At 66.4% G+C, this 16,335-nt stretch carries 18 protein-coding genes and 1 pseudogene; 11 read left to right on the plus strand and 8 right to left on the minus strand.

What is annotated here, in order from left to right; translation table 11 throughout:
* Window positions 1-25: 25 nt before the first annotated feature.
* Complete coding sequence (locus NLM25_RS26260; RefSeq protein ID WP_254138914.1) at window positions 26-1,045, minus strand: nitronate monooxygenase family protein; 1,020 nt, start codon at window positions 1,043-1,045, stop codon at window positions 26-28.
* Between the two features lie 96 nt (window positions 1,046-1,141).
* On the opposite strand from NLM25_RS26260, the pseudogene NLM25_RS26265 reads away from it, so the two are divergent.
* Window positions 1,142-2,032, plus strand: a pseudogene (locus tag NLM25_RS26265) (LysR substrate-binding domain-containing protein).
* A 196-nt stretch (window positions 2,033-2,228) separates the two neighbouring features.
* A complete protein-coding gene (locus tag NLM25_RS26270; protein ID WP_254120255.1) occupies window positions 2,229-3,164 on the plus strand; it encodes a cyclase family protein in 936 nt (311 codons plus the stop codon).
* Between the two features lie 56 nt (window positions 3,165-3,220).
* Here the strand turns inward: NLM25_RS26270 and NLM25_RS26275 are convergent, their stop codons facing one another.
* On the minus strand, window positions 3,221-3,439 hold the full coding sequence (locus NLM25_RS26275; RefSeq protein WP_254138915.1) for a hypothetical protein: 219 nt from the start codon (window positions 3,437-3,439) through the stop codon (window positions 3,221-3,223).
* A gap of 46 nt (window positions 3,440-3,485) precedes the next feature.
* Here NLM25_RS26275 and ruvX point away from each other — a divergent pair, with 46 nt between their 5' ends.
* Together ruvX and NLM25_RS26285 are read left to right on the plus strand one after the other, a co-directional pair.
* Window positions 3,486-3,977: a Holliday junction resolvase RuvX gene (gene ruvX / locus NLM25_RS26280; protein WP_254120257.1), complete on the plus strand. Its 492-nt coding sequence runs from the start codon at window positions 3,486-3,488 to the stop codon at window positions 3,975-3,977.
* Window positions 3,978-3,980: 3 nt separating this feature from the next.
* A complete protein-coding gene (locus tag NLM25_RS26285) occupies window positions 3,981-4,904 on the plus strand; it encodes an AEC family transporter (RefSeq protein WP_254138916.1) in 924 nt (307 codons plus the stop codon).
* Here NLM25_RS26285 and NLM25_RS26290 read toward each other — a convergent pair.
* Complete coding sequence (locus NLM25_RS26290; RefSeq protein WP_254138917.1) at window positions 4,901-5,668, minus strand: CPBP family intramembrane glutamic endopeptidase; 768 nt, start codon at window positions 5,666-5,668, stop codon at window positions 4,901-4,903. The genes NLM25_RS26285 and NLM25_RS26290 overlap by 4 nt on opposite strands.
* A gap of 54 nt (window positions 5,669-5,722) precedes the next feature.
* The gene (locus NLM25_RS26295) at window positions 5,723-6,481 is read right to left on the minus strand and encodes a M15 family metallopeptidase (protein WP_254138918.1); all 759 of its coding nucleotides are present in this window, start codon (window positions 6,479-6,481) and stop codon (window positions 5,723-5,725) included.
* A 194-nt stretch (window positions 6,482-6,675) separates the two neighbouring features.
* Here NLM25_RS26295 and NLM25_RS26300 point away from each other — a divergent pair, with 194 nt between their 5' ends.
* From NLM25_RS26300 to NLM25_RS26315, 4 genes are all read left to right on the plus strand, one after another.
* Window positions 6,676-7,623 (plus strand): aspartate carbamoyltransferase catalytic subunit, encoded by a 948-nt coding sequence (locus NLM25_RS26300; RefSeq protein WP_254120262.1) that lies wholly within the window; start codon window positions 6,676-6,678, stop codon window positions 7,621-7,623.
* A gap of 5 nt (window positions 7,624-7,628) precedes the next feature.
* A complete protein-coding gene (locus tag NLM25_RS26305) occupies window positions 7,629-8,930 on the plus strand; it encodes a dihydroorotase (RefSeq protein ID WP_254124416.1) in 1,302 nt (433 codons plus the stop codon).
* Window positions 8,931-8,977: 47 nt separating this feature from the next.
* Window positions 8,978-9,574: a glycerol-3-phosphate 1-O-acyltransferase PlsY gene (plsY, locus tag NLM25_RS26310; RefSeq protein ID WP_254120263.1), complete on the plus strand. Its 597-nt coding sequence runs from the start codon at window positions 8,978-8,980 to the stop codon at window positions 9,572-9,574.
* A 212-nt stretch (window positions 9,575-9,786) separates the two neighbouring features.
* Complete coding sequence (locus tag NLM25_RS26315; RefSeq protein ID WP_254138919.1) at window positions 9,787-10,983, plus strand: patatin-like phospholipase family protein; 1,197 nt, start codon at window positions 9,787-9,789, stop codon at window positions 10,981-10,983.
* On the opposite strand, the gene NLM25_RS26320 is transcribed toward NLM25_RS26315, so the two are convergent.
* The gene (locus NLM25_RS26320) at window positions 10,975-12,219 is read right to left on the minus strand and encodes an amidase (protein ID WP_254138920.1); all 1,245 of its coding nucleotides are present in this window, start codon (window positions 12,217-12,219) and stop codon (window positions 10,975-10,977) included. The genes NLM25_RS26315 and NLM25_RS26320 overlap by 9 nt on opposite strands.
* A 90-nt stretch (window positions 12,220-12,309) precedes the next feature.
* On the opposite strand from NLM25_RS26320, the gene dprA reads away from it, so the two are divergent.
* Entirely contained in the window at window positions 12,310-13,452 is a 1,143-nt protein-coding gene (gene dprA / locus NLM25_RS26325) for a DNA-processing protein DprA (protein WP_254138921.1), read from the plus strand.
* Here the strand turns inward: dprA and NLM25_RS26330 are convergent.
* Entirely contained in the window at window positions 13,449-13,859 is a 411-nt protein-coding gene (locus tag NLM25_RS26330; RefSeq protein WP_254138922.1) for a helix-turn-helix domain-containing protein, read from the minus strand. The genes dprA and NLM25_RS26330 overlap by 4 nt on opposite strands.
* A gap of 83 nt (window positions 13,860-13,942) precedes the next feature.
* Here NLM25_RS26330 and NLM25_RS26335 point away from each other — a divergent pair, with 83 nt between their 5' ends.
* Entirely contained in the window at window positions 13,943-14,551 is a 609-nt protein-coding gene (locus NLM25_RS26335) for an FMN-dependent NADH-azoreductase (protein ID WP_254138923.1), read from the plus strand.
* Between the two features lie 58 nt (window positions 14,552-14,609).
* On the opposite strand, the gene NLM25_RS26340 is transcribed toward NLM25_RS26335, so the two are convergent.
* Window positions 14,610-14,792, minus strand: coding sequence for a hypothetical protein (locus NLM25_RS26340; RefSeq protein ID WP_254120269.1), 183 nt, complete (start codon window positions 14,790-14,792; stop codon window positions 14,610-14,612).
* A 176-nt stretch (window positions 14,793-14,968) separates the two neighbouring features.
* A complete protein-coding gene (locus tag NLM25_RS26345) occupies window positions 14,969-15,742 on the minus strand; it encodes an SDR family oxidoreductase (RefSeq protein WP_254120270.1) in 774 nt (257 codons plus the stop codon).
* A 119-nt stretch (window positions 15,743-15,861) separates the two neighbouring features.
* Between NLM25_RS26345 and NLM25_RS26350 the strand changes: the two genes are divergently transcribed.
* The gene (locus tag NLM25_RS26350; RefSeq protein ID WP_254138924.1) at window positions 15,862-16,329 is read left to right on the plus strand and encodes a helix-turn-helix domain-containing protein; all 468 of its coding nucleotides are present in this window, start codon (window positions 15,862-15,864) and stop codon (window positions 16,327-16,329) included.
* Window positions 16,330-16,335: the final 6 nt, after the last annotated feature.

Consider the following 16,335-nt stretch of genomic DNA (forward strand, 5'->3'; position numbering starts at 1 on the left):
CCACCCCGCTACGCATTGCGCTTCGCTACATGCGCAGCGACCCTCCCCCTCCAGGGGAGGGTGAAGAACTCTGCGCCGCCGTCACCGAATTGCGACGGCCGGCAAGTAACTGCTCAGCCTCGATCGCGATGCGTTCAACGATCTCGGCCGCCGGGGGAATATCATGGATCAGGCCGACGGCCTCGCCGGCAAAGACCGCCGCGACCTCGAAATTGCATGCGGCTCTCGCCGCGGCATACGCGGCAGCAACCTCGCCTGCGCGCTGCATCAGCTCGACCTCGCGGCCGGTCCAGCTCTTGATGTGATCGTTGACCAGCGTCCGCGCCGTGAACGGCGCCGGCCAGAACAGGCTGCGCGACCAGTCGACGATGACGCCGCGCACCGTGTCATTGCTGTCGGCGTCGCGAATGCGCTGCTTGGCCTCGTCCGCGCCATTGGCCTCGACGCTGGCATAGAAGCGCGTGCCGATCAGCACGCCGGATGCACCCAGCATCATCATCGCGGCGAGCCCGCGGCCATCGGCGATACCGCCGGCCGCGACGACCGGCACCCGCCCTGCCGCGAGATCGACGATCGCCGGCACGATATCGACCGTGGTGCGCGATGCGCCATGGCCGCCGGCCTCGGTGCCCTGTGCGATCAGAATCTCCGCCCCGGCATCGAGCGCCTGCTTCGCCATGTCCTCGCTCTGCACCTGACAGATCAATCGCGCGCCGCGCGTCGTGATCCGCGGCGCGAACGGCGCGGGATCGCCGAATGACAGCATCACGGCCTGCGGCTCGGCGTCGAGCGCGATGTCGAGAAGCTCGGGCTGCTTGGCCAGGCTCCAGGTGATGAAGCCGATACCGAACGGCGCAAAACCCTTCAGCTCCCTGGTCTCGGCCTCCAGCCGCGCCCGGTCGCCGTAGCCACCGCCCAGGATCCCAAATCCGCCCGCTCCGCTGACGGCGCGGGTCAGCCGGCTGCCTGCGATCGTATCCATCGGCGCCGACAGGATCGGATGCTTGATCCCGAGAAGCTCCGTCAGCGGCGTGGTGATCGGCATGGGTCCTCCCGCTCTGGACAGGAACATTAGGCGCGAATAGCATTCTTCAAAATTGAATTCTAGAGAACGCTGCCATCTCAAAAGCGAAACGACGCCATGGAACTCAGCGATATCCAGACCTTTGCCGCGGTCGCCCGCACCGGCGGCATCACCCGCGCCGCCGAAGAGCTCAACACGGTGCAATCCAACGTCACCCAGCGCGTGAAGGCGCTGGAGGCAGAGATCGGCACGCCGCTGTTCGAACGCCACAGCCGCGGCATGACTCTGACCGGCGCCGGCAAACGTCTTTTGCCTTACGCGCAGCGGATGGCCGCATTATCGCGCGAAGCCGTGCTCGCTGCGCGTGACGATGGCGAGCCGAAGGGACCGCTCGCGATCGGCTCGATGGAGACGACGGCCGCCGTGCGGTTGCCGCCCCTCCTCGCCGATTTCCACCGCAACTTCCCCGCCGTCCGGTTGAGCCTGCGCACCGCGCCCACCGCCGACCTCGTCGCCGGCGTGCTCGAAGGCGCGCTCGACGGCGCCTTCGTCGCGGGTCCCATCGCACATGCCGAGCTCACCGCGACGAGCGCCTTCCGCGAAGAGCTGGTGCTGGTCAGCGCGCGGCGCTAGAGTTCGCTCGCCGAGCTGCGCGCCGGCACACCGGAGTCGGGCCCGACGGCGCTGGCGTTCCGCACCGGCTGCACCTACCGCCAGCGTCTCGAACAGATCTTCGTCGAGTTCGGCTGGCCGTCGGCGGCGCGCTTCGAGCTCGGCACACTCGACGGCATGATCGGCTGCGTCGCCGCCGGCATGGGCGTGACGCTGTTGCCGCGCACGGTCGTCGAACGCAGCGCGATGAGCGGCAGCGTGACCATCCACACGCTGAGCGCCTCGCACGCGCGCGTCGAGACGCTCTTCATCCAGCGCCGCGCCGGGCACCAAACCAGCGCACTCGGCGGATTCATCTCCTGCCTGAAGAAAGACGACGACGTCATCGCGGCCTGAGGCGACGCAGTGTTCCGCGCGACGAAATTCGTCACAAATCCATCGCGTTCAAACTGCGCTGCGTTCAGTCGACGCGACGCAGTATACGCGCGAAAAACTTTGAAGCGCGCGCCCCTTCTACGTTAGGATGAGCGACTGGCCAGCGCGAAACCATAACGCAACCCAAACATCGGCAAAAACATCGGGAGGACTATCGATGCGCAATACGCTCGTGTTGTGCTGCGTCGCCGCGTTTTCGGCGATATCAGGAACTGCAAGCGCTCAGGACTGGACCAAATCGAAATGGGGGCCGAACGACGAGATCGGCGCCGCCAACTACATGACGCCCGAGCTCGTGGTGAAGGCCGCCTCTCTGGTGAAGACCGGAAAGACCTACGCACTCGGCATCCCCGTCACGCCGCAGACGCCCGCCTATCCGCCGCGCACGTTCAAGATCACCATCGTGCAGCCCGGACAGGCCGGCAGCCCGGGCCTCGGACCCAACAAGGCCACCTACAATGACGACATCCTGGACACCTGGGTCGGCATCGGCAGCCAGCTCGACGGTCTCGGCCATCTCGGCGTCGAGCACGTCTATTACAACGGCAACAAGCTCGCCGACTTCGCCGATCCGAACGGGCTGAAGAAGCTCGGCATCGAGAAGGTGCCGCCGATGGTCACCCGCGGCGTGCTGCTCGACATGGCCGCTTACTTCAAAACCGACGTGGTGAAGGAAGGCACCGCCTTCAACGTCAAGGAGATCGAGGAAGCTGCCAAGCAACAGAACGTCGAGATCCGCCAGGGCGACGTCGTCATCTTCCATACCGGCTGGCTCAGCCTGATCGGCAAGGACGACAAGCGGTACTCGGCGGGCGAGCCCGGGCTCGGCGTCGAAGGCGCAAAGTACCTGACCGGCAAGGGCGTCGTCGCGATCGGCGCCGACACCTGGGCGCTCGAGGTGCTGCCGTTCGAGTCCAAGAACGTGTTCGAGGTGCACCAGATCCTGCTCGCGATGAACGGGACCTACATACTCGAGAACATGGACACGGCCGCGCTCGCGCGGGACAAGGGTTATGAATTCCTGTTCGTGCTGGGCCAGCCGCGCTGGACCGGCGGCGTGCAGGCAATGATCAACCCGATCGCGATCCGCTGATCTGATCCACCTGCGGGCGAGGATCCACCTGCCATCCGGCAGGCCCCTCGCCCGAACTATGCCTGTGGTTTCACGTGCCACCGCCGCAGCGCCACGACGGCCCAGATCGCCTCGACGAGGCCGAACGGCCAGGCGCCTTGCAGGAAGCCATAGGCCGAGCCGAGCGCGCAGGACATTGCGAACAGCAGCACGAACCAGTGGCTGCGGTCTTCCAGGGCGTAAGTGACCAGCATCGCCGTGACGGCGAACAAGCCGAATAATGTCAGCGCATCCATTGTTCCGGGTTCACTCCGCAGCGCGACGCATGATATGCGCTAGACCATGCCCGCTCTTATCCTGCCCCTGATCGATGCTGCAACCCATTGGCCCGAACGCGGCGGGTTGGTCGGGCTTGATCTCGGCACCAAGACCATCGGTGTTGCGGTGTCCAATCCGGACCGGCGCCTCGCCACCGGCGTCGAGACCATCCAGCGCAAGGCGTTCAAGCAGGACGCGGCGCGGTTGCTGGCGATCGCGGCGGAGCGCAAGGCGGTCGGCTTCGTGCTCGGCCTTCCCATCAACATGGACGGCAGCGAGGGCCCGCGGGCGCAATCCACCCGGGCGTTTGCTCGAAACCTCGCCGGGCTGACCACGCTTCCCATCGGCCTCTGGGACGAGCGCCTGTCGACCGCGGCGGTCGAACGCGAGCTGATCGGCATGGATGTCAGCCGCGCCAAGCGCGCCGAGGTGATCGACGAGCATGCCGCGATTTTCATCCTGCAAGGCGCGCTCGACCGCCTCGCCAATCTTCGCGCCAGCCCGGGGACCGGCTGATCCATGGCGGTCGTGATCGCGGCGCTGCTGCCGGTCTTCATCCTCATCGTGCTCGGCGTGGTGCTCAGGCGCACCCTGATGCGGCTCGACACGCAATGGCACGGGCTGGAGCGGCTGACCTATTTCGTGCTGTTCCCGATGTTGCTGATCCAGACGCTGGTGAAGGCCGACCTCTCAAGGGTGCCGGTCGCCGGCGTCGGCGGCGCACTGCTGTTGTCGGTGCTCGCGATGTCGCTGCTCTGCCTCGCGCTCCGCCCGGCGCTGGCGCGGCTCGACATCGACGGTCCCGCCTTCACCTCGATCTTCCAGGGCGCGACGCGCTGGCAGACCTATGTCGCGCTCTCCGTCTCCGCCAACATGTTCGGCGATGTCGGGTTGGCGCTGGCCTCGGTGGCGATGGTCGCGATCATTCCGCTGGTCAACGTGTTCAGCGTCGCCGTGCTCGCGCACTATGCATCGCCCGAGAAGCAGTCCGCGCGCGCCATCGTCATGACGGTGGTCCGCAATCCGCTGATCTGGGCCTGCGTGATCGGGCTCGCCATCAACCTGCTGCACCTGCCGTTGCCGAAGATCTGGCATGACGTGGCGGACGCGCTGAGCCGGTCCTCGCTCGCCATCGGCCTGCTCGTCACCGGCGCCGGCCTGCAGCTCGAGGGTTTGCTCCGCCCGAGCGTGAGCGCGACGGTCGGCGTCGCGTTCAAGCTGGTGCTGATGCCCGTGCTCGCGCTGGCGCTCGCCGCCTGGTTCGGACTCTCGGGCGACAGCCTCGCGATCGTCGCGATCTGCGCGGCGGTGCCGACCTCGCCCAGCGCCTATGTGCTGGCCCGCCAGATGGGCGGCGATGCGCCGCTGCTGGCGCAGATCATCACGCTGCAGACGATTTTGGCGGCGATCACGATGCCGGTCGCGATCGCGCTGGTGGCCTAGCTCCCCAGCCACATCGTCAGCACCACCGCGGTCAGGTTGTTCAGCGCGTGCAGCACGATGGTGAGCCAGAGCGAATTGGCGCGATAGCGCATGTAGCCGAACCACAGGCCGATGGTGAAGACCTCGGCGAGGAAGTACATGTCGTATTGCAGATGCACGACCGTCCACACCAGCGACGACAGGAGGATCGCGCCGGGCACGCGCAGGAAGCTCGCCGACCAGCCACGATAGAGGAAGCCGCGCGCCAAAACCTCTTCCGACATCGGCGCGGCCACGCTGAAAGCGAACAGCAGGAACAACGCCGCGCCCTTGTCGCGGCCGGATTTCAACAGCTCGGTCATGAAGCCCGGCGTCGCCTCGCGGCCGAGCGCGCGTGACATCGTCTCCCAGGCGACGACGATCAGGATGAGGCCGACAGCGCCGAACAGCAGTTGCTTCCAGGACGGCCAATAGAGCGCGAGATAGTCGACGAAGGCGGCCTTCTTGATGCGAACGGCCAGCCACACGGCGGCCAGCGTCGCCGGCAGGCCCATCGTCACCGAGAGCGCGAGCGCCGCCGGGTCGCTACCGACGCGCTGCATCGATGCAAGGTCGATGGGATCGCCACGGACCCAGGCCAGATAGACGATGGCACCGACCTGCCCGACGAACATTGCAGCGAAGATGACGATGCCCCAGAGCGACGTGCCCCAGAATTTCCAGACGCGCGCATCGACCGCGGGCGTCACGGTGAGCGGCGGGAGCTCGGGATTGAGGGAATCCATTCAAGCGCTTTCGTTGGGACGGCACCCTCATTCCGGGGCCGGTCGCACGACGATCTACTTCGTCCGTGGCGGAATCGGGAAATCATAGGCCGCCCCGCCCGCCCCCGGCAGGGAAAAATGCCACCACTCCTTCGCATAGTTCACAAAGCCTTGCTTCGCCATCGCAGCCACCAGCCGCCTGCGCCAGGCGCGCTGCTCCGGATTGATCGACGCTGCCGCGGTGTGCCCCTTCGCGTCCGTGCAGTCGTAGCCCGTGCCCATGTCGACGCTGCCCTCCGGCGCCCTCGCCTCGACCGGCGCCGTGCAATCGGCATAGGCTTTCGACGGCTCGTACCTGCCCGAATTGTCGGCTTTGAGATCGACCAAGGTGAGATCGAGCGCCGCGCCCGTGGAATGCTGCGAGCGGCTCGCGATGTAGCCGAGGCGGAACAGCTCGGTCTTCGGGATCTTCGGATTGTAGCGCCGCTCCGCGGCCGTCTCGCGGCCGTTCTGCGACCACTTCACCATGTCGAGCGAGGCCCGCGCCGGACGGTAGCAATCGAACATTTTCAGCGAGAGATTTTGCGCCGCCAGCTCCTGCTGAACCGCCTTCAGCCGCAGCCCGACCTCGCGCTTCACCACGCATTCGCCGGCACCATAGCCGGCGAGCGGGCGGCCGACGAAATTGTTCGAGGTGGCGTAGCGGATGTCCTGGATGATGGTCGGGTCGATATCGCGCAGATGGACGAAGTCGCCGGGGAGCGATTGGGCGTGGGCGGACGAGATTGAGGCGATCGCTAAAAGTGCGATCAAAATTGATTTGGCTGAGCGCATCCAAACTTCCCTGTCATTCCGGGGCGCGCCGAGCGCGAACCCAAAATCTCGAGATTCTCGGGGGCGCGAGGGCGCCCCCCAGCTCGATGCTTCGCATCGCCCCGGAATGACAGCAAGACAGATCAGGGGATAACTCCCCGCCCCGGCATTGGCCCTTGCCCCCTCCGCCATCCGCGCCTATAGCTCTCGCTTTAATGACATCGAAATCGACCTTCGTCCTCGGCCACCGGCATTTGCTGGGCATCGAGGGCCTTTCCGCGGCCGACATCACCGGCCTCCTCGACCTGTCCGAAGAATATGTCGAGCTCAACCGCCAGGTTGACAAGAAGCGCACCGTCCTGCGTGGACGGACGCAGGTGAACCTGTTCTTCGAGGCCTCGACCCGGACCCAGTCCTCGTTCGAGCTCGCCGGCAAACGGCTGGGCGCGGACGTCATGAACATGTCGGTGTCCTCCTCGTCCATCAAGAAGGGCGAGACGCTGGTCGACACCGCGATGACGCTGAACGCCATGCACCCGGACATCCTGGTGGTGCGCCATCATGCCTCCGGCGCGGTGGAACTGCTGGCGCGCAAGGTCGACGGTTCCGTGATCAATGCCGGCGACGGCGCGCACGAGCATCCGACGCAGGCGCTGCTCGACGCGCTGACCATCCGCCGCAACAAGGGCCGGATCGAGGGGCTCGTCATCGCGATCTGCGGCGACGTGCTGCATTCGCGCGTCGCCCGCTCCAACATCATCCTGCTCAACACCATGGGCGCCCGCGTCCGCGTCGTCGCCCCCTCCACGCTGCTGCCGCCCGGCATCGAGCGGATGGGCGTCGAGGTCGCGCGCGACATGCGCGCGGGCCTCGAAGGTGCCGATATCGTGATGATGCTGCGGCTCCAGCGCGAGCGCATGAACGGCTCGTTCGTGCCGTCGTCCTCCGAATATTTCCACTATTTCGGGCTCGACCAGAAGAAGCTCGGTTACGCCAAGCCGGACGCACTCGTGATGCATCCCGGCCCCATGAACCGCGGCGTCGAGATCGACACCGCAGTCGCCGACGGCGCGCAGTCCCTGATCCGCGAACAGGTGGAGATGGGCGTGGCCGTGCGTATGGCCGTGCTGGAAGCGCTCGCCCGTAACCTTCCGAACGCGTGATGCCGATGCTGACCGACCGCCGCCCGATCCTGCTCGCCAACGCCCGCGTCGTCGATCCCTCCAGGGATTTCGACGGTGTCGGCGACGTCCTCATCGCCGACGGCACCATCCGCGAGACCCGCCGCGGCATCGGTGCGGCCGGGGTCCCCGAGGGCACCGATATCGTCAACTGCTCCGGCAAGATCGTGGCGCCTGGCCTCGTCGACATGCGCGCCTTTGTCGGCGAGCCCGGCTTCAGCCATCGCGAGACCTTTGCCTCGGCGAGCCAGGCGGCCGCGACCGGCGGCATCACCACCATCATCTGCCAGCCCGACACCTCGCCCGTGATCGACAACTCGGCGACCGTCGACTTCGTGATGCGCCGCGCCCGCGACACCGCCATCGTCAACATCCAGCCTATGGCAGCGCTGACCAAGGGCATGCGCGGCGAGGAGATGACCGAGTTCGGCCTGCTGAAGGCCGCCGGCGCGGTTGCCTTCAGCGACGGCGACAGAAGCGTGACCAACGCGCAGGTGATGCGCCGCGCGCTGACCTACGCCCGCGATTTCGACGCGCTGATCGTGCACCACACCGAGGACCCGGACCTGGTCGGCGAAGGCGTGATGAACGAAGGCGAGTTCGCCTCGCGGCTCGGCCTGATGGGCATCCCGAATGCCGCCGAGGCCGTGATGCTCGAACGCGACATGCGCCTCGTCGCGCTGACCGGCGGCCGCTATCATGCGGCGTCGCTGTCCTGCATCGACTCCCTCGACATCCTCGAGCGCGCCCGCGACGCCGGACTCGCCGTCAGCGCCTCGGTCTCGATCAACCACCTTGCGCTGAACGAGAACGACATCGGTCCCTATCGCTCGTTCCTGAAACTGTCGCCGCCGCTGCGGACCGAGGACAACCGCCGCGCGCTGGTCGCTGCGATGGCCTCCGGGCTCGTCGACGTCATCATGTCCGACCACAATCCGCAGGACGTCGAGGTCAAGCGTCTGCCGTTCGCGGAGGCCGCTCCCGGCGCCGTCGGGCTCGAGACCATGCTGCCGGCGGGCCTGCGGCTCGTGCACAACGGCGAGATGGAACTGAAGACGCTGATCAGGGCGATGTCGACGCGGCCGGCCGAGCTGCTCGGGCTGGCGGGGGGAACCCTGCGCGCCGGCAGCCCGGCCGACGTCATCGTGATCGACCCTGACGTGCCCTGGGTGGTCGATCCCGCCGACCTCAAATCGCCCTGCAAGAACACCCCGTTCGACGAGGCCCGCTTTACAGGCCGCGTGGTGCGCACCATTGTCGGCGGACGGACGGTGTACGAGCATGTCTGACGCGCGGGATCGTTCGACATGGAGATTCAGCCAAGGAATCTGTAGCCATGGGGCTTGAAGCCTTTCTGCCGGTGGCCTTCGTCATCGGCTACCTCCTCGGCTCGATCCCGTTCGGGCTGATTCTGACCAGGCTCGCCGGCACGCAGGATATCCGCTCGATCGGCTCCGGCAGCATCGGCGCCACCAATGTGCTGCGCACGGGACGCAAGAGCCTTGCCGCAGGCACCCTGCTGTTCGACGCCCTCAAGGGCACCGTCGCGGTGGTGATCGCCGGTTACATCGCAGGGCCCAATGCCGCCATGGTGGCCGGGCTCGGCGCGTTCCTCGGCCATCTCTTCCCGGTCTGGCTCAAGTTCAAGGGCGGCAAGGGCGTCGCCGTCTATATCGGCATCCTGCTCGGCCTGTTCTGGCCCGGCGCCGTCGTGTTCTGCCTGCTCTGGTTAGCTACCGCCTTCACCAGCCGCTACTCCTCACTGTCCGCGCTGGTGGCGGCGTTCATCACGCCGATGTTCCTGTGGTGGTTCGGCCACCTCGCATTGTCCGCGCTAGCGGCCGTGCTGACGCTGCTGCTGTTCTACGCGCATCGCGAGAACATCAAGCGATTGCAAGCGGGCAAGGAAAGCCGGATCGGCGAAAAGGCTTAGAAGCGTTTTCGAGCGAAGTGGGTACCGGTTCGCGTCAAGAAAACGCGTCAAAACAAAATCTGAAGCCGGAAAAAGTACGGATACCGCCGCAAGGCCTCCGCATTATATGCCAAATCCTGTTCGCAACTCACAGCCGAACCACGGCTTGAGTGGCGAACAGGTTCCATCACTGTCATCCTGACAGGGGAAATGGCGTTACGCGGTTGCTCAGAATGAGCGAAGAGATAGTCGGCGCGCATGACGGGGGTGGTTCGCACGGTGCTTCCGGCACCGCGGCGAGCCGGCTGCTGTCGATGACCAATATCTGGTCCGATGCGCCCTCGCCGCCTCCGGCGCCCAAGCCTGTCCCCGTTTCTCCGCCGGCGCCGCAGCCCGAGCCAATCGCTCGCGCTCCTGTCGCGGTCGAGGTCGTACCAACGCCCACGCCTGTCGCGCAGCCAAGCTCCGACCAATGGCCGCCGCGAAAACTCTCGCTGGCCCTTCAGGGCGGCGGCACTTTCGCGGCCTTCACCTGGGGCGTGCTGGAGCGGCTGCTGGAACACCCGACCATCGAGTTCGACACCATCAGCGGCGCCAGCGCCGGCGCCATCAATGCGCTGCTGCTCGCCTCCGGCCTCGCCGAAGGCGGACGCGAAGGCGCGCGTTCGCGGTTGAACCGGTTCTGGGCCCGCCTGATGCACGAGGCCTCGTTCCGCTCGCTGATGCTGGTCGGCGGATTCTCGCCGGCGGGAAGCTCGGTCGCATTCGGCCCGACGCTGCGCTCCGGCCAGTTCGATCCGTTCGATCTCGATCCGCTGCGCCAGGCGCTGTCGCGCGACATCGATTTCGCCGCCTTGCGCGATGCGGCCTGCCCAAAACTGCTGGTCGCGGCAACCCGCATTCGCGACGGCCAACAGCAGATCTTCCGCAACGATGCCATCACCGCCGACGTCGCACTGGCTTCGACCTGCCCGCCGCTGGTTCACTGCGCTGTCGAGATCGACGGCGAGGCCTATTGGGACGGCGGCTTCGGCGGCAATCCGCCACTGGTGCGGCTGGCGCAGGAATCGGCGACCTCCGACCTGCTGCTCATCCAGGTCACGCCCACGCGCGACAGCTATGTGCCGATCACGCTCGCCGCGATCGACCGCAGGCTCGACCAGATCGCAGCCAACGCCGCCCTCAACGCCGAGATCGCGGCGATCGAATGGGCACAATCACATGCCGCGCCTTCGCTGCGGCTCTCCAGGATCGCGGCCGAAGACTCAGTTGACGGTCTGGCACAGCGCTCGGCCACGGATCTCGGCCGCGGCTTCATTCGCACGCTGCACCGGAGCGGCCGCGAGGCCGCTGAGCGCTGGCTCGGGCAAGGCGCTGTTGGCACCGAAGCCCAACGCGCCCCGCCCGTGGCCGAGCCCGCGCTAGCCTGATTTCGCCAGCGCGTTCTCCAGGAACCATGCGGCCGCAAGCGCGCCGGGATCATTGCCGAAGCGCGCGATCACCTGCACGCCGATCGGCAGGCCGCCGACCTTCAGCACCGGCACGTTGACGCAAGGATTGCCCATCAGCGTCCACACCCGGTTGTAGCGAGGGTCACCGGTCGAGGCGAGTTCCTTGGCCGGCGGCGTGCCCGGCGCCGAATAGGTCAGCAGCACGTCGAAATTCTCGAACATTTCACCGAGTTCGCGGCGGCCGCGACGGGCGATGCGGCGCGCCTCGTCATAGTCCTTCGGCGTCAGTCCGACGGTCGCATCGAGGCTGGCACGCAGCATCGGTGCGATCTCGTCGTGATGCTCGTCAAACTCCCAGGCGAGTGCACGATGCGCCTCGAAGTCCTGGATGATCGGGTGGATGCGCCAGGCTTCCGCCACCGACTCCGGCGCAGCGATCGTCTGCACGCTGGCGCCGGCACGCTCCGCCGCCTTGATCGCAGCTTGCAGCCCCTCTTCGGCGGCCGGCTCGACGGCGCCGGCAAACTCCTGGCGGACCACGCCGATGCGCGGCGCCTTCGCCGGGGCGATGCCGGAGAATTCGGTGCGGCCGGTCATTCCCAAAAGGCCGCGCGCGAGATCTTCCGCACGCGACCCGAACAGGCCGACCGTGTCGAGCGCCCACGAATAGCACTTCACGCCGACCGTCGGCAGCATCCGGAACGACGGCTTGATCGCGGCGGCACCGCAATAGGCGGCGGGCCGGATCACCGAGCCGCCGGTCTGGGTGCCCAGCGCCAGCGGGATCATGCCGGCGCCGACGGCCGCCGCCGAACCGGAGGACGAGCCGCCCGGCGTATGGCCGAGATTGTGCGGATTGAGCGTCGGGGTCGGATCGCGCGAGGCGAACGCCGTGGTCGTGGTCTTGCCGATGACGGTGGCGCCTGCCCGCTTCAGCATCATCACGACCGGCGCGTCGCTGCGCGGCTGCCAGCCGCGATAGATCTCCGAGCCCATCTCGGTCGGCATATTGGCGGTGTCGATGATGTCCTTGATGCCGACGGCGATGCCGCGCAGCGGGCCGGAGGCCTGCGCCTTCGCGGATTTGTCGTGGCGGACGAAGGCGTGGACGTCCTTCTCCCTGGCCTCGATCGCCGCGTGCGACTGGGCGATGGCGTCATCGGGCGAAAGCTCCCCCGCTTCAATGCGGCGCTGGAGGTCGGCGAGTGAGATCATGGCAAAACCCTTCTTATTGGGATCGCTTTTAGCATCGGGGCGAGGCCGCGCAAGCGCACGCCGCTGTTGCCCACGCCCTCAGGTTGTTCCATGCTGCGCCTGCAAGGAGACGCCGTGGACGCCATCAATCCCAGCGTGGAGCTGACCGAGGCTGACAGGATCGACCGCCTGCGGCTGATCCGGTCCGACAATGTCGGGCCGCGCACCTTCCGTTCGCTGGTCGATCATTTCGGCAGCCCGCGCGCGGCGCTGGAGCGCCTGCCCGATCTGGCGCGCCGCGGCGGCGCGCAGCGATCGGGGCGCATCTGCAGCGCGGATGAAGCGAAGGCCGAGCTCGCCGCGAGCCGCAAATTCGGCATCGCCTGGCTTGCTCCCGGCGAGGACGGCTACCCGGCACGGCTGGCGATGATCGACGATGCGCCGCCCCTGCTCGCGGTGCGCGGTGACAGCGCAGCCCTGATGCGGCCGATGATCGCCATCGTCGGCTCGCGCAACGCCTCTGGTGCTGGCCTCAAATTCGCCGGCCAGCTCGCCCGTGAGCTCGGTGAAGCCGGTTTTGTCGTCATCTCGGGGCTCGCGCGCGGCGTCGATCAGGCTGCTCACCGTACGAGCGTCGAGAGCGGCACCATCGCGGTGCTCGCCGGCGGACATGATTGCATCTATCCGCCCGAGCACGGCGATCTGCTCGCCTCACTGCTCGATCACGCGGGCGCGGCGATCTCCGAGATGCCGCTCGGCCACGAGCCGCGCGCCCGCGACTTCCCCCGCCGCAACCGGCTGATCTCGGGCGCCGCGCTCGGCGTCGTCGTGGTGGAGGCGGCGCACCGCTCGGGCTCGCTGATCACCGCCCGCATGGCGGCCGAACAGGGCCGCGAGGTGTTCGCGGTGCCCGGCTCGCCGCTCGATCCGCGCGCCGCCGGCACCAACGACCTGATCAAGCAGGGCGCAACGCTCGTCACCGAAGCCGCCGACATCGTCAACGCAGTTCAGCCGATCATGGAGCGGCCGCTGATGCATCCGGCTGAAGAGCCGGACAGCGAGCCGTTCGAGAGCGACCCGCAAGGGCACGACCGCGACCAGATCACCGGCCTGCTCGGCCCCGCCCCTGTGACGATCGACGATCTCGTGCGGATGTCCGGCGCCTCGCCTGCGATCGTGCGCACGGTGCTGCTGGAGCTCGAGCTTGCCGGCCGTCTCGAACGTCACGGCGGCGGGCTGGTGTCGCTTCTTTAGGTGTCTTTGCGCCCATCGAAATGCGTACGCGCGGCCTCAATCTGCATCAGATGGTCCATGGCCCACTGCCCGAGCGCCTTCACCGGCTGTTGCAGTCCGCGGCCGAGATCAGTCAGCTCGTAATCGACGCGCGGCGGAATGGTCGGAAAGATCGTGCGCGTGACAAGGCCGTCGCGCTCCAGTCCGCGCAGCGTCAAGGTCAGCATCCGCTGCGAGATGCCGCTGATCATGCGCTTCAGCTCATTGAAGCGCTTCGGCCCGTCGCTCAGGTTCATGATGACGAACACGCTCCACTTGTCGCCGACGCGCGACAGGACCGAGGCCACGCCGCGGCAGTCGGCATGGTCCGGATCCGGCAGCCGCGGAGCAGGCAAATCGGTGTGTGCAGGTTTCAATGATGTGCCCATGGCTCAAAAAAGTGCGTTCTTGCGGGGAATTTGACAGTCACTCATGTAGTGCGGGTTACAAATCTATACCATGGGTGACCCCAATGAAACTCCTCCATATCGACTCCAGCGTCCTCGGCCCCCACTCCGTCTCTAGGCAGGTTTCTGCCGCCATCGTCGACCGGCTCAGGCAGGCGACGCCCTCCCTCGACCTGGTCTATCGTGACCTGACCCAGACGCCGCTCGCCCACCTCTCCGGCTCGCATCTCGCGGCCGCGCAAGGCGCGCCTGCACCGGCGGAACTCGGACCCGACCTTGCCGCGAGCGCGGCGGTGCTGAACGAGTTCCTCGATGCCGACATCGTCGTGATCGGCGCGCCCATGTACAATTTCACGATTCCGAGCCAGCTCAAGGCCTGGATCGACCGCGTCCTCGTGGCGGGGAAGACGTTCAAATACGACGCTAACGGCCCGCAGGGTCTTGCCGGCAACAAGCGCGTGATCATCGCGATCTCGCGCGGCGGCTATTACGGTCCGGGCACGCCGGCCGCCTCGCTCGAGCATCTCGAAACCTATTTGCGCGGCGTGTTCGCCTTCATGGGCGTCACGAGCCCTGAGTTCATCGTCGCAGATGGCATCCAGGTTGGCCCTGAGCATCGCGAGAAGGCGCTGGCCGGCGCGCTTCAGGCCGCCACCAGTCTGCGCGCGGCGTAACGCTTACGCCGACAACAGCCGCTGCCGGACTCCGGCGGCGGCTGACAGATCGACGGAGCTAAAACCAGGCGCCCTGAACGCCAAGGATGACGGCAACGAGTGAAATGAACAGGCCGATGCCGGAGAAAAGAGCCACCCCGATCAGCTCAGACGTGTCGGAGCGCTTGGCTGGGATGGCGGAACGTTCGGTGTAAATACGCGGTGCTGAAATCGACGAAAAAATGCGAACTGCTTTCGGCATTTCGGGCTCCTTTAAAATGAGTCTTTTGACCCCCTGCCCGTAAAAATGTCTGCGCAGCAGATGCGAAGGTTCAACACCTCACGGAAGGTTCAGCGAAACAAGGCTCGCGAGGTGCAGGATCCGGCCGGCGCAACCGCAGCGATCGCGCCGACCGATTCAATTTTCGAAAGAGTTGATCAGCCGCGATAGATCGGCGCGCCGGCCGGCGAAGCCACCGCGCCGCCGTCGACGAAGATCTCCTGGCCCTGCACATGTGCGGAATCATCGGAGGCGAGGAACAGCACCGTCTTCGAGATGTGATCCGGTTCACCAATACGTCCAAGCGGCGTCGACAGCCCGATGCGCTTCTCGAACGCCTTCTCCGCTTCCGGCGTTGCGACCGCCGCGCCCCAGATCGGCGTGCGGATCGCACCGGGCGCAACGACGTTGACGCGGATGCCGCGCGGCGACAGCTCCGAGGCCATGATCCGCGCCATCGCCCGCACGCCCGCTTTCGCCGCGCCATAGGCGGAGTAACCGGGAATGCCGAGCACGGAGATCACCGAGCCGTTGAGGATGATCGAGGAATTGTCGTTGAGATAGGGCAGCGCGGATTGAACGGTGAAAAACACGCCGGTGAGGTTGGTGCTGATGACCTTCTCGAAAACTTCCAGCGTCGCCGAACCGAGCGGCGTGCCGCCGGGAATGCCGGCATTGGCGAACACGATGTCGTACTTGCCGAATTTTTCGGCGCCCTGCTTGATCGCAGCGTCCGTCGCGGCGATGTCGGTCGCATCCGCGGCAAGCGCGAGCGCGTTCGGGCCGAGCTCCTTGCCGGCAGCCGCCAGCGTCTCCTTGTTGCGCCCGGTGATCACCACCTTCGCGCCTTCGGCCACGAACAGCTTTGCCGTCGCAAAGCCGATGCCGCTGTTGCCGCCCGTAATCAGTGCCGTCTTGCCTTGAAGTCTCATGCTCGCCTCCAGTGGTTTCATAATGAAACTGAGTTGCCATCTAGGCCAGATGGTTTTATGATGCAACCACACAAGCGCGTGATTGATGTCAAAACGCACGGCAAGACGAGACCACCACGATGGTGAAACGAACAAGCTTTGAGGGCGATGCCTGCCCGGTCGCGAGGTCTCTGGAAGCGATCGGCGACTGGTGGTCGCTGCTGATCATCCGCGAAGCGCTGTTCGGCGTGCGCCGCTTCGGCGAATTCCAGAGCAAGCTCGGCATGGCCAAGAACATTTTATCTGTGCGGCTGCGATCGCTCGTCGACCACGGCATCCTGACGACAGCCCCCGCCTCCGACGGCAGCGCCTATTCTGAATATGTGCTGACGCCGAAAGGCCGCGGCACCTTCCCGATCCTGGTGGCGCTGCGGCAATGGAGCGAGGAGTTCGACGATCACCCCGAGGAGATCGCGACCATCCTGGTCGATCGCGAGAAAGGCCGCCCGGTGAAGAAGCTCGAAATGCGCGCCGAGGATGGGCGCTTGCTCAGCCCTGCGGACACCATGATGAAGCAGCGGCCAGCGCCGCGCCGACGCTCGGCTTGATAAAGG

The sequence above is a fragment of the Bradyrhizobium sp. CCGB01 genome (assembly GCF_024199795.1).
Taxonomy (GTDB): domain Bacteria; phylum Pseudomonadota; class Alphaproteobacteria; order Rhizobiales; family Xanthobacteraceae; genus Bradyrhizobium.

Coding starts and splice junctions, on each gene's coding strand:
- NLM25_RS26260 (WP_254138914.1), bottom strand. CDS start 1,045: ATGCCGATCACCACGCCGCTGACGGAGCTTCTCGGGATCAAGCATCCG.
- NLM25_RS26270 (WP_254120255.1), top strand. CDS start 2,229: ATGCGCAATACGCTCGTGTTGTGCTGCGTCGCCGCGTTTTCGGCGATA.
- NLM25_RS26275 (WP_254138915.1), bottom strand. CDS start 3,439: ATGGATGCGCTGACATTATTCGGCTTGTTCGCCGTCACGGCGATGCTG.
- ruvX (WP_254120257.1), top strand. CDS start 3,486: ATGCCCGCTCTTATCCTGCCCCTGATCGATGCTGCAACCCATTGGCCC.
- NLM25_RS26285 (WP_254138916.1), top strand. CDS start 3,981: ATGGCGGTCGTGATCGCGGCGCTGCTGCCGGTCTTCATCCTCATCGTG.
- NLM25_RS26290 (WP_254138917.1), bottom strand. CDS start 5,668: ATGGATTCCCTCAATCCCGAGCTCCCGCCGCTCACCGTGACGCCCGCG.
- NLM25_RS26295 (WP_254138918.1), bottom strand. CDS start 6,481: ATGCGCTCAGCCAAATCAATTTTGATCGCACTTTTAGCGATCGCCTCA.
- NLM25_RS26300 (WP_254120262.1), top strand. CDS start 6,676: ATGACATCGAAATCGACCTTCGTCCTCGGCCACCGGCATTTGCTGGGC.
- NLM25_RS26305 (WP_254124416.1), top strand. CDS start 7,629: ATGCTGACCGACCGCCGCCCGATCCTGCTCGCCAACGCCCGCGTCGTC.
- plsY (WP_254120263.1), top strand. CDS start 8,978: ATGGGGCTTGAAGCCTTTCTGCCGGTGGCCTTCGTCATCGGCTACCTC.
- NLM25_RS26315 (WP_254138919.1), top strand. CDS start 9,787: ATGAGCGAAGAGATAGTCGGCGCGCATGACGGGGGTGGTTCGCACGGT.
- NLM25_RS26320 (WP_254138920.1), bottom strand. CDS start 12,219: ATGATCTCACTCGCCGACCTCCAGCGCCGCATTGAAGCGGGGGAGCTT.
- dprA (WP_254138921.1), top strand. CDS start 12,310: ATGCTGCGCCTGCAAGGAGACGCCGTGGACGCCATCAATCCCAGCGTG.
- NLM25_RS26330 (WP_254138922.1), bottom strand. CDS start 13,859: ATGGGCACATCATTGAAACCTGCACACACCGATTTGCCTGCTCCGCGG.
- NLM25_RS26335 (WP_254138923.1), top strand. CDS start 13,943: ATGAAACTCCTCCATATCGACTCCAGCGTCCTCGGCCCCCACTCCGTC.
- NLM25_RS26340 (WP_254120269.1), bottom strand. CDS start 14,792: ATGCCGAAAGCAGTTCGCATTTTTTCGTCGATTTCAGCACCGCGTATT.
- NLM25_RS26345 (WP_254120270.1), bottom strand. CDS start 15,742: ATGAGACTTCAAGGCAAGACGGCACTGATTACGGGCGGCAACAGCGGC.
- NLM25_RS26350 (WP_254138924.1), top strand. CDS start 15,862: ATGGTGAAACGAACAAGCTTTGAGGGCGATGCCTGCCCGGTCGCGAGG.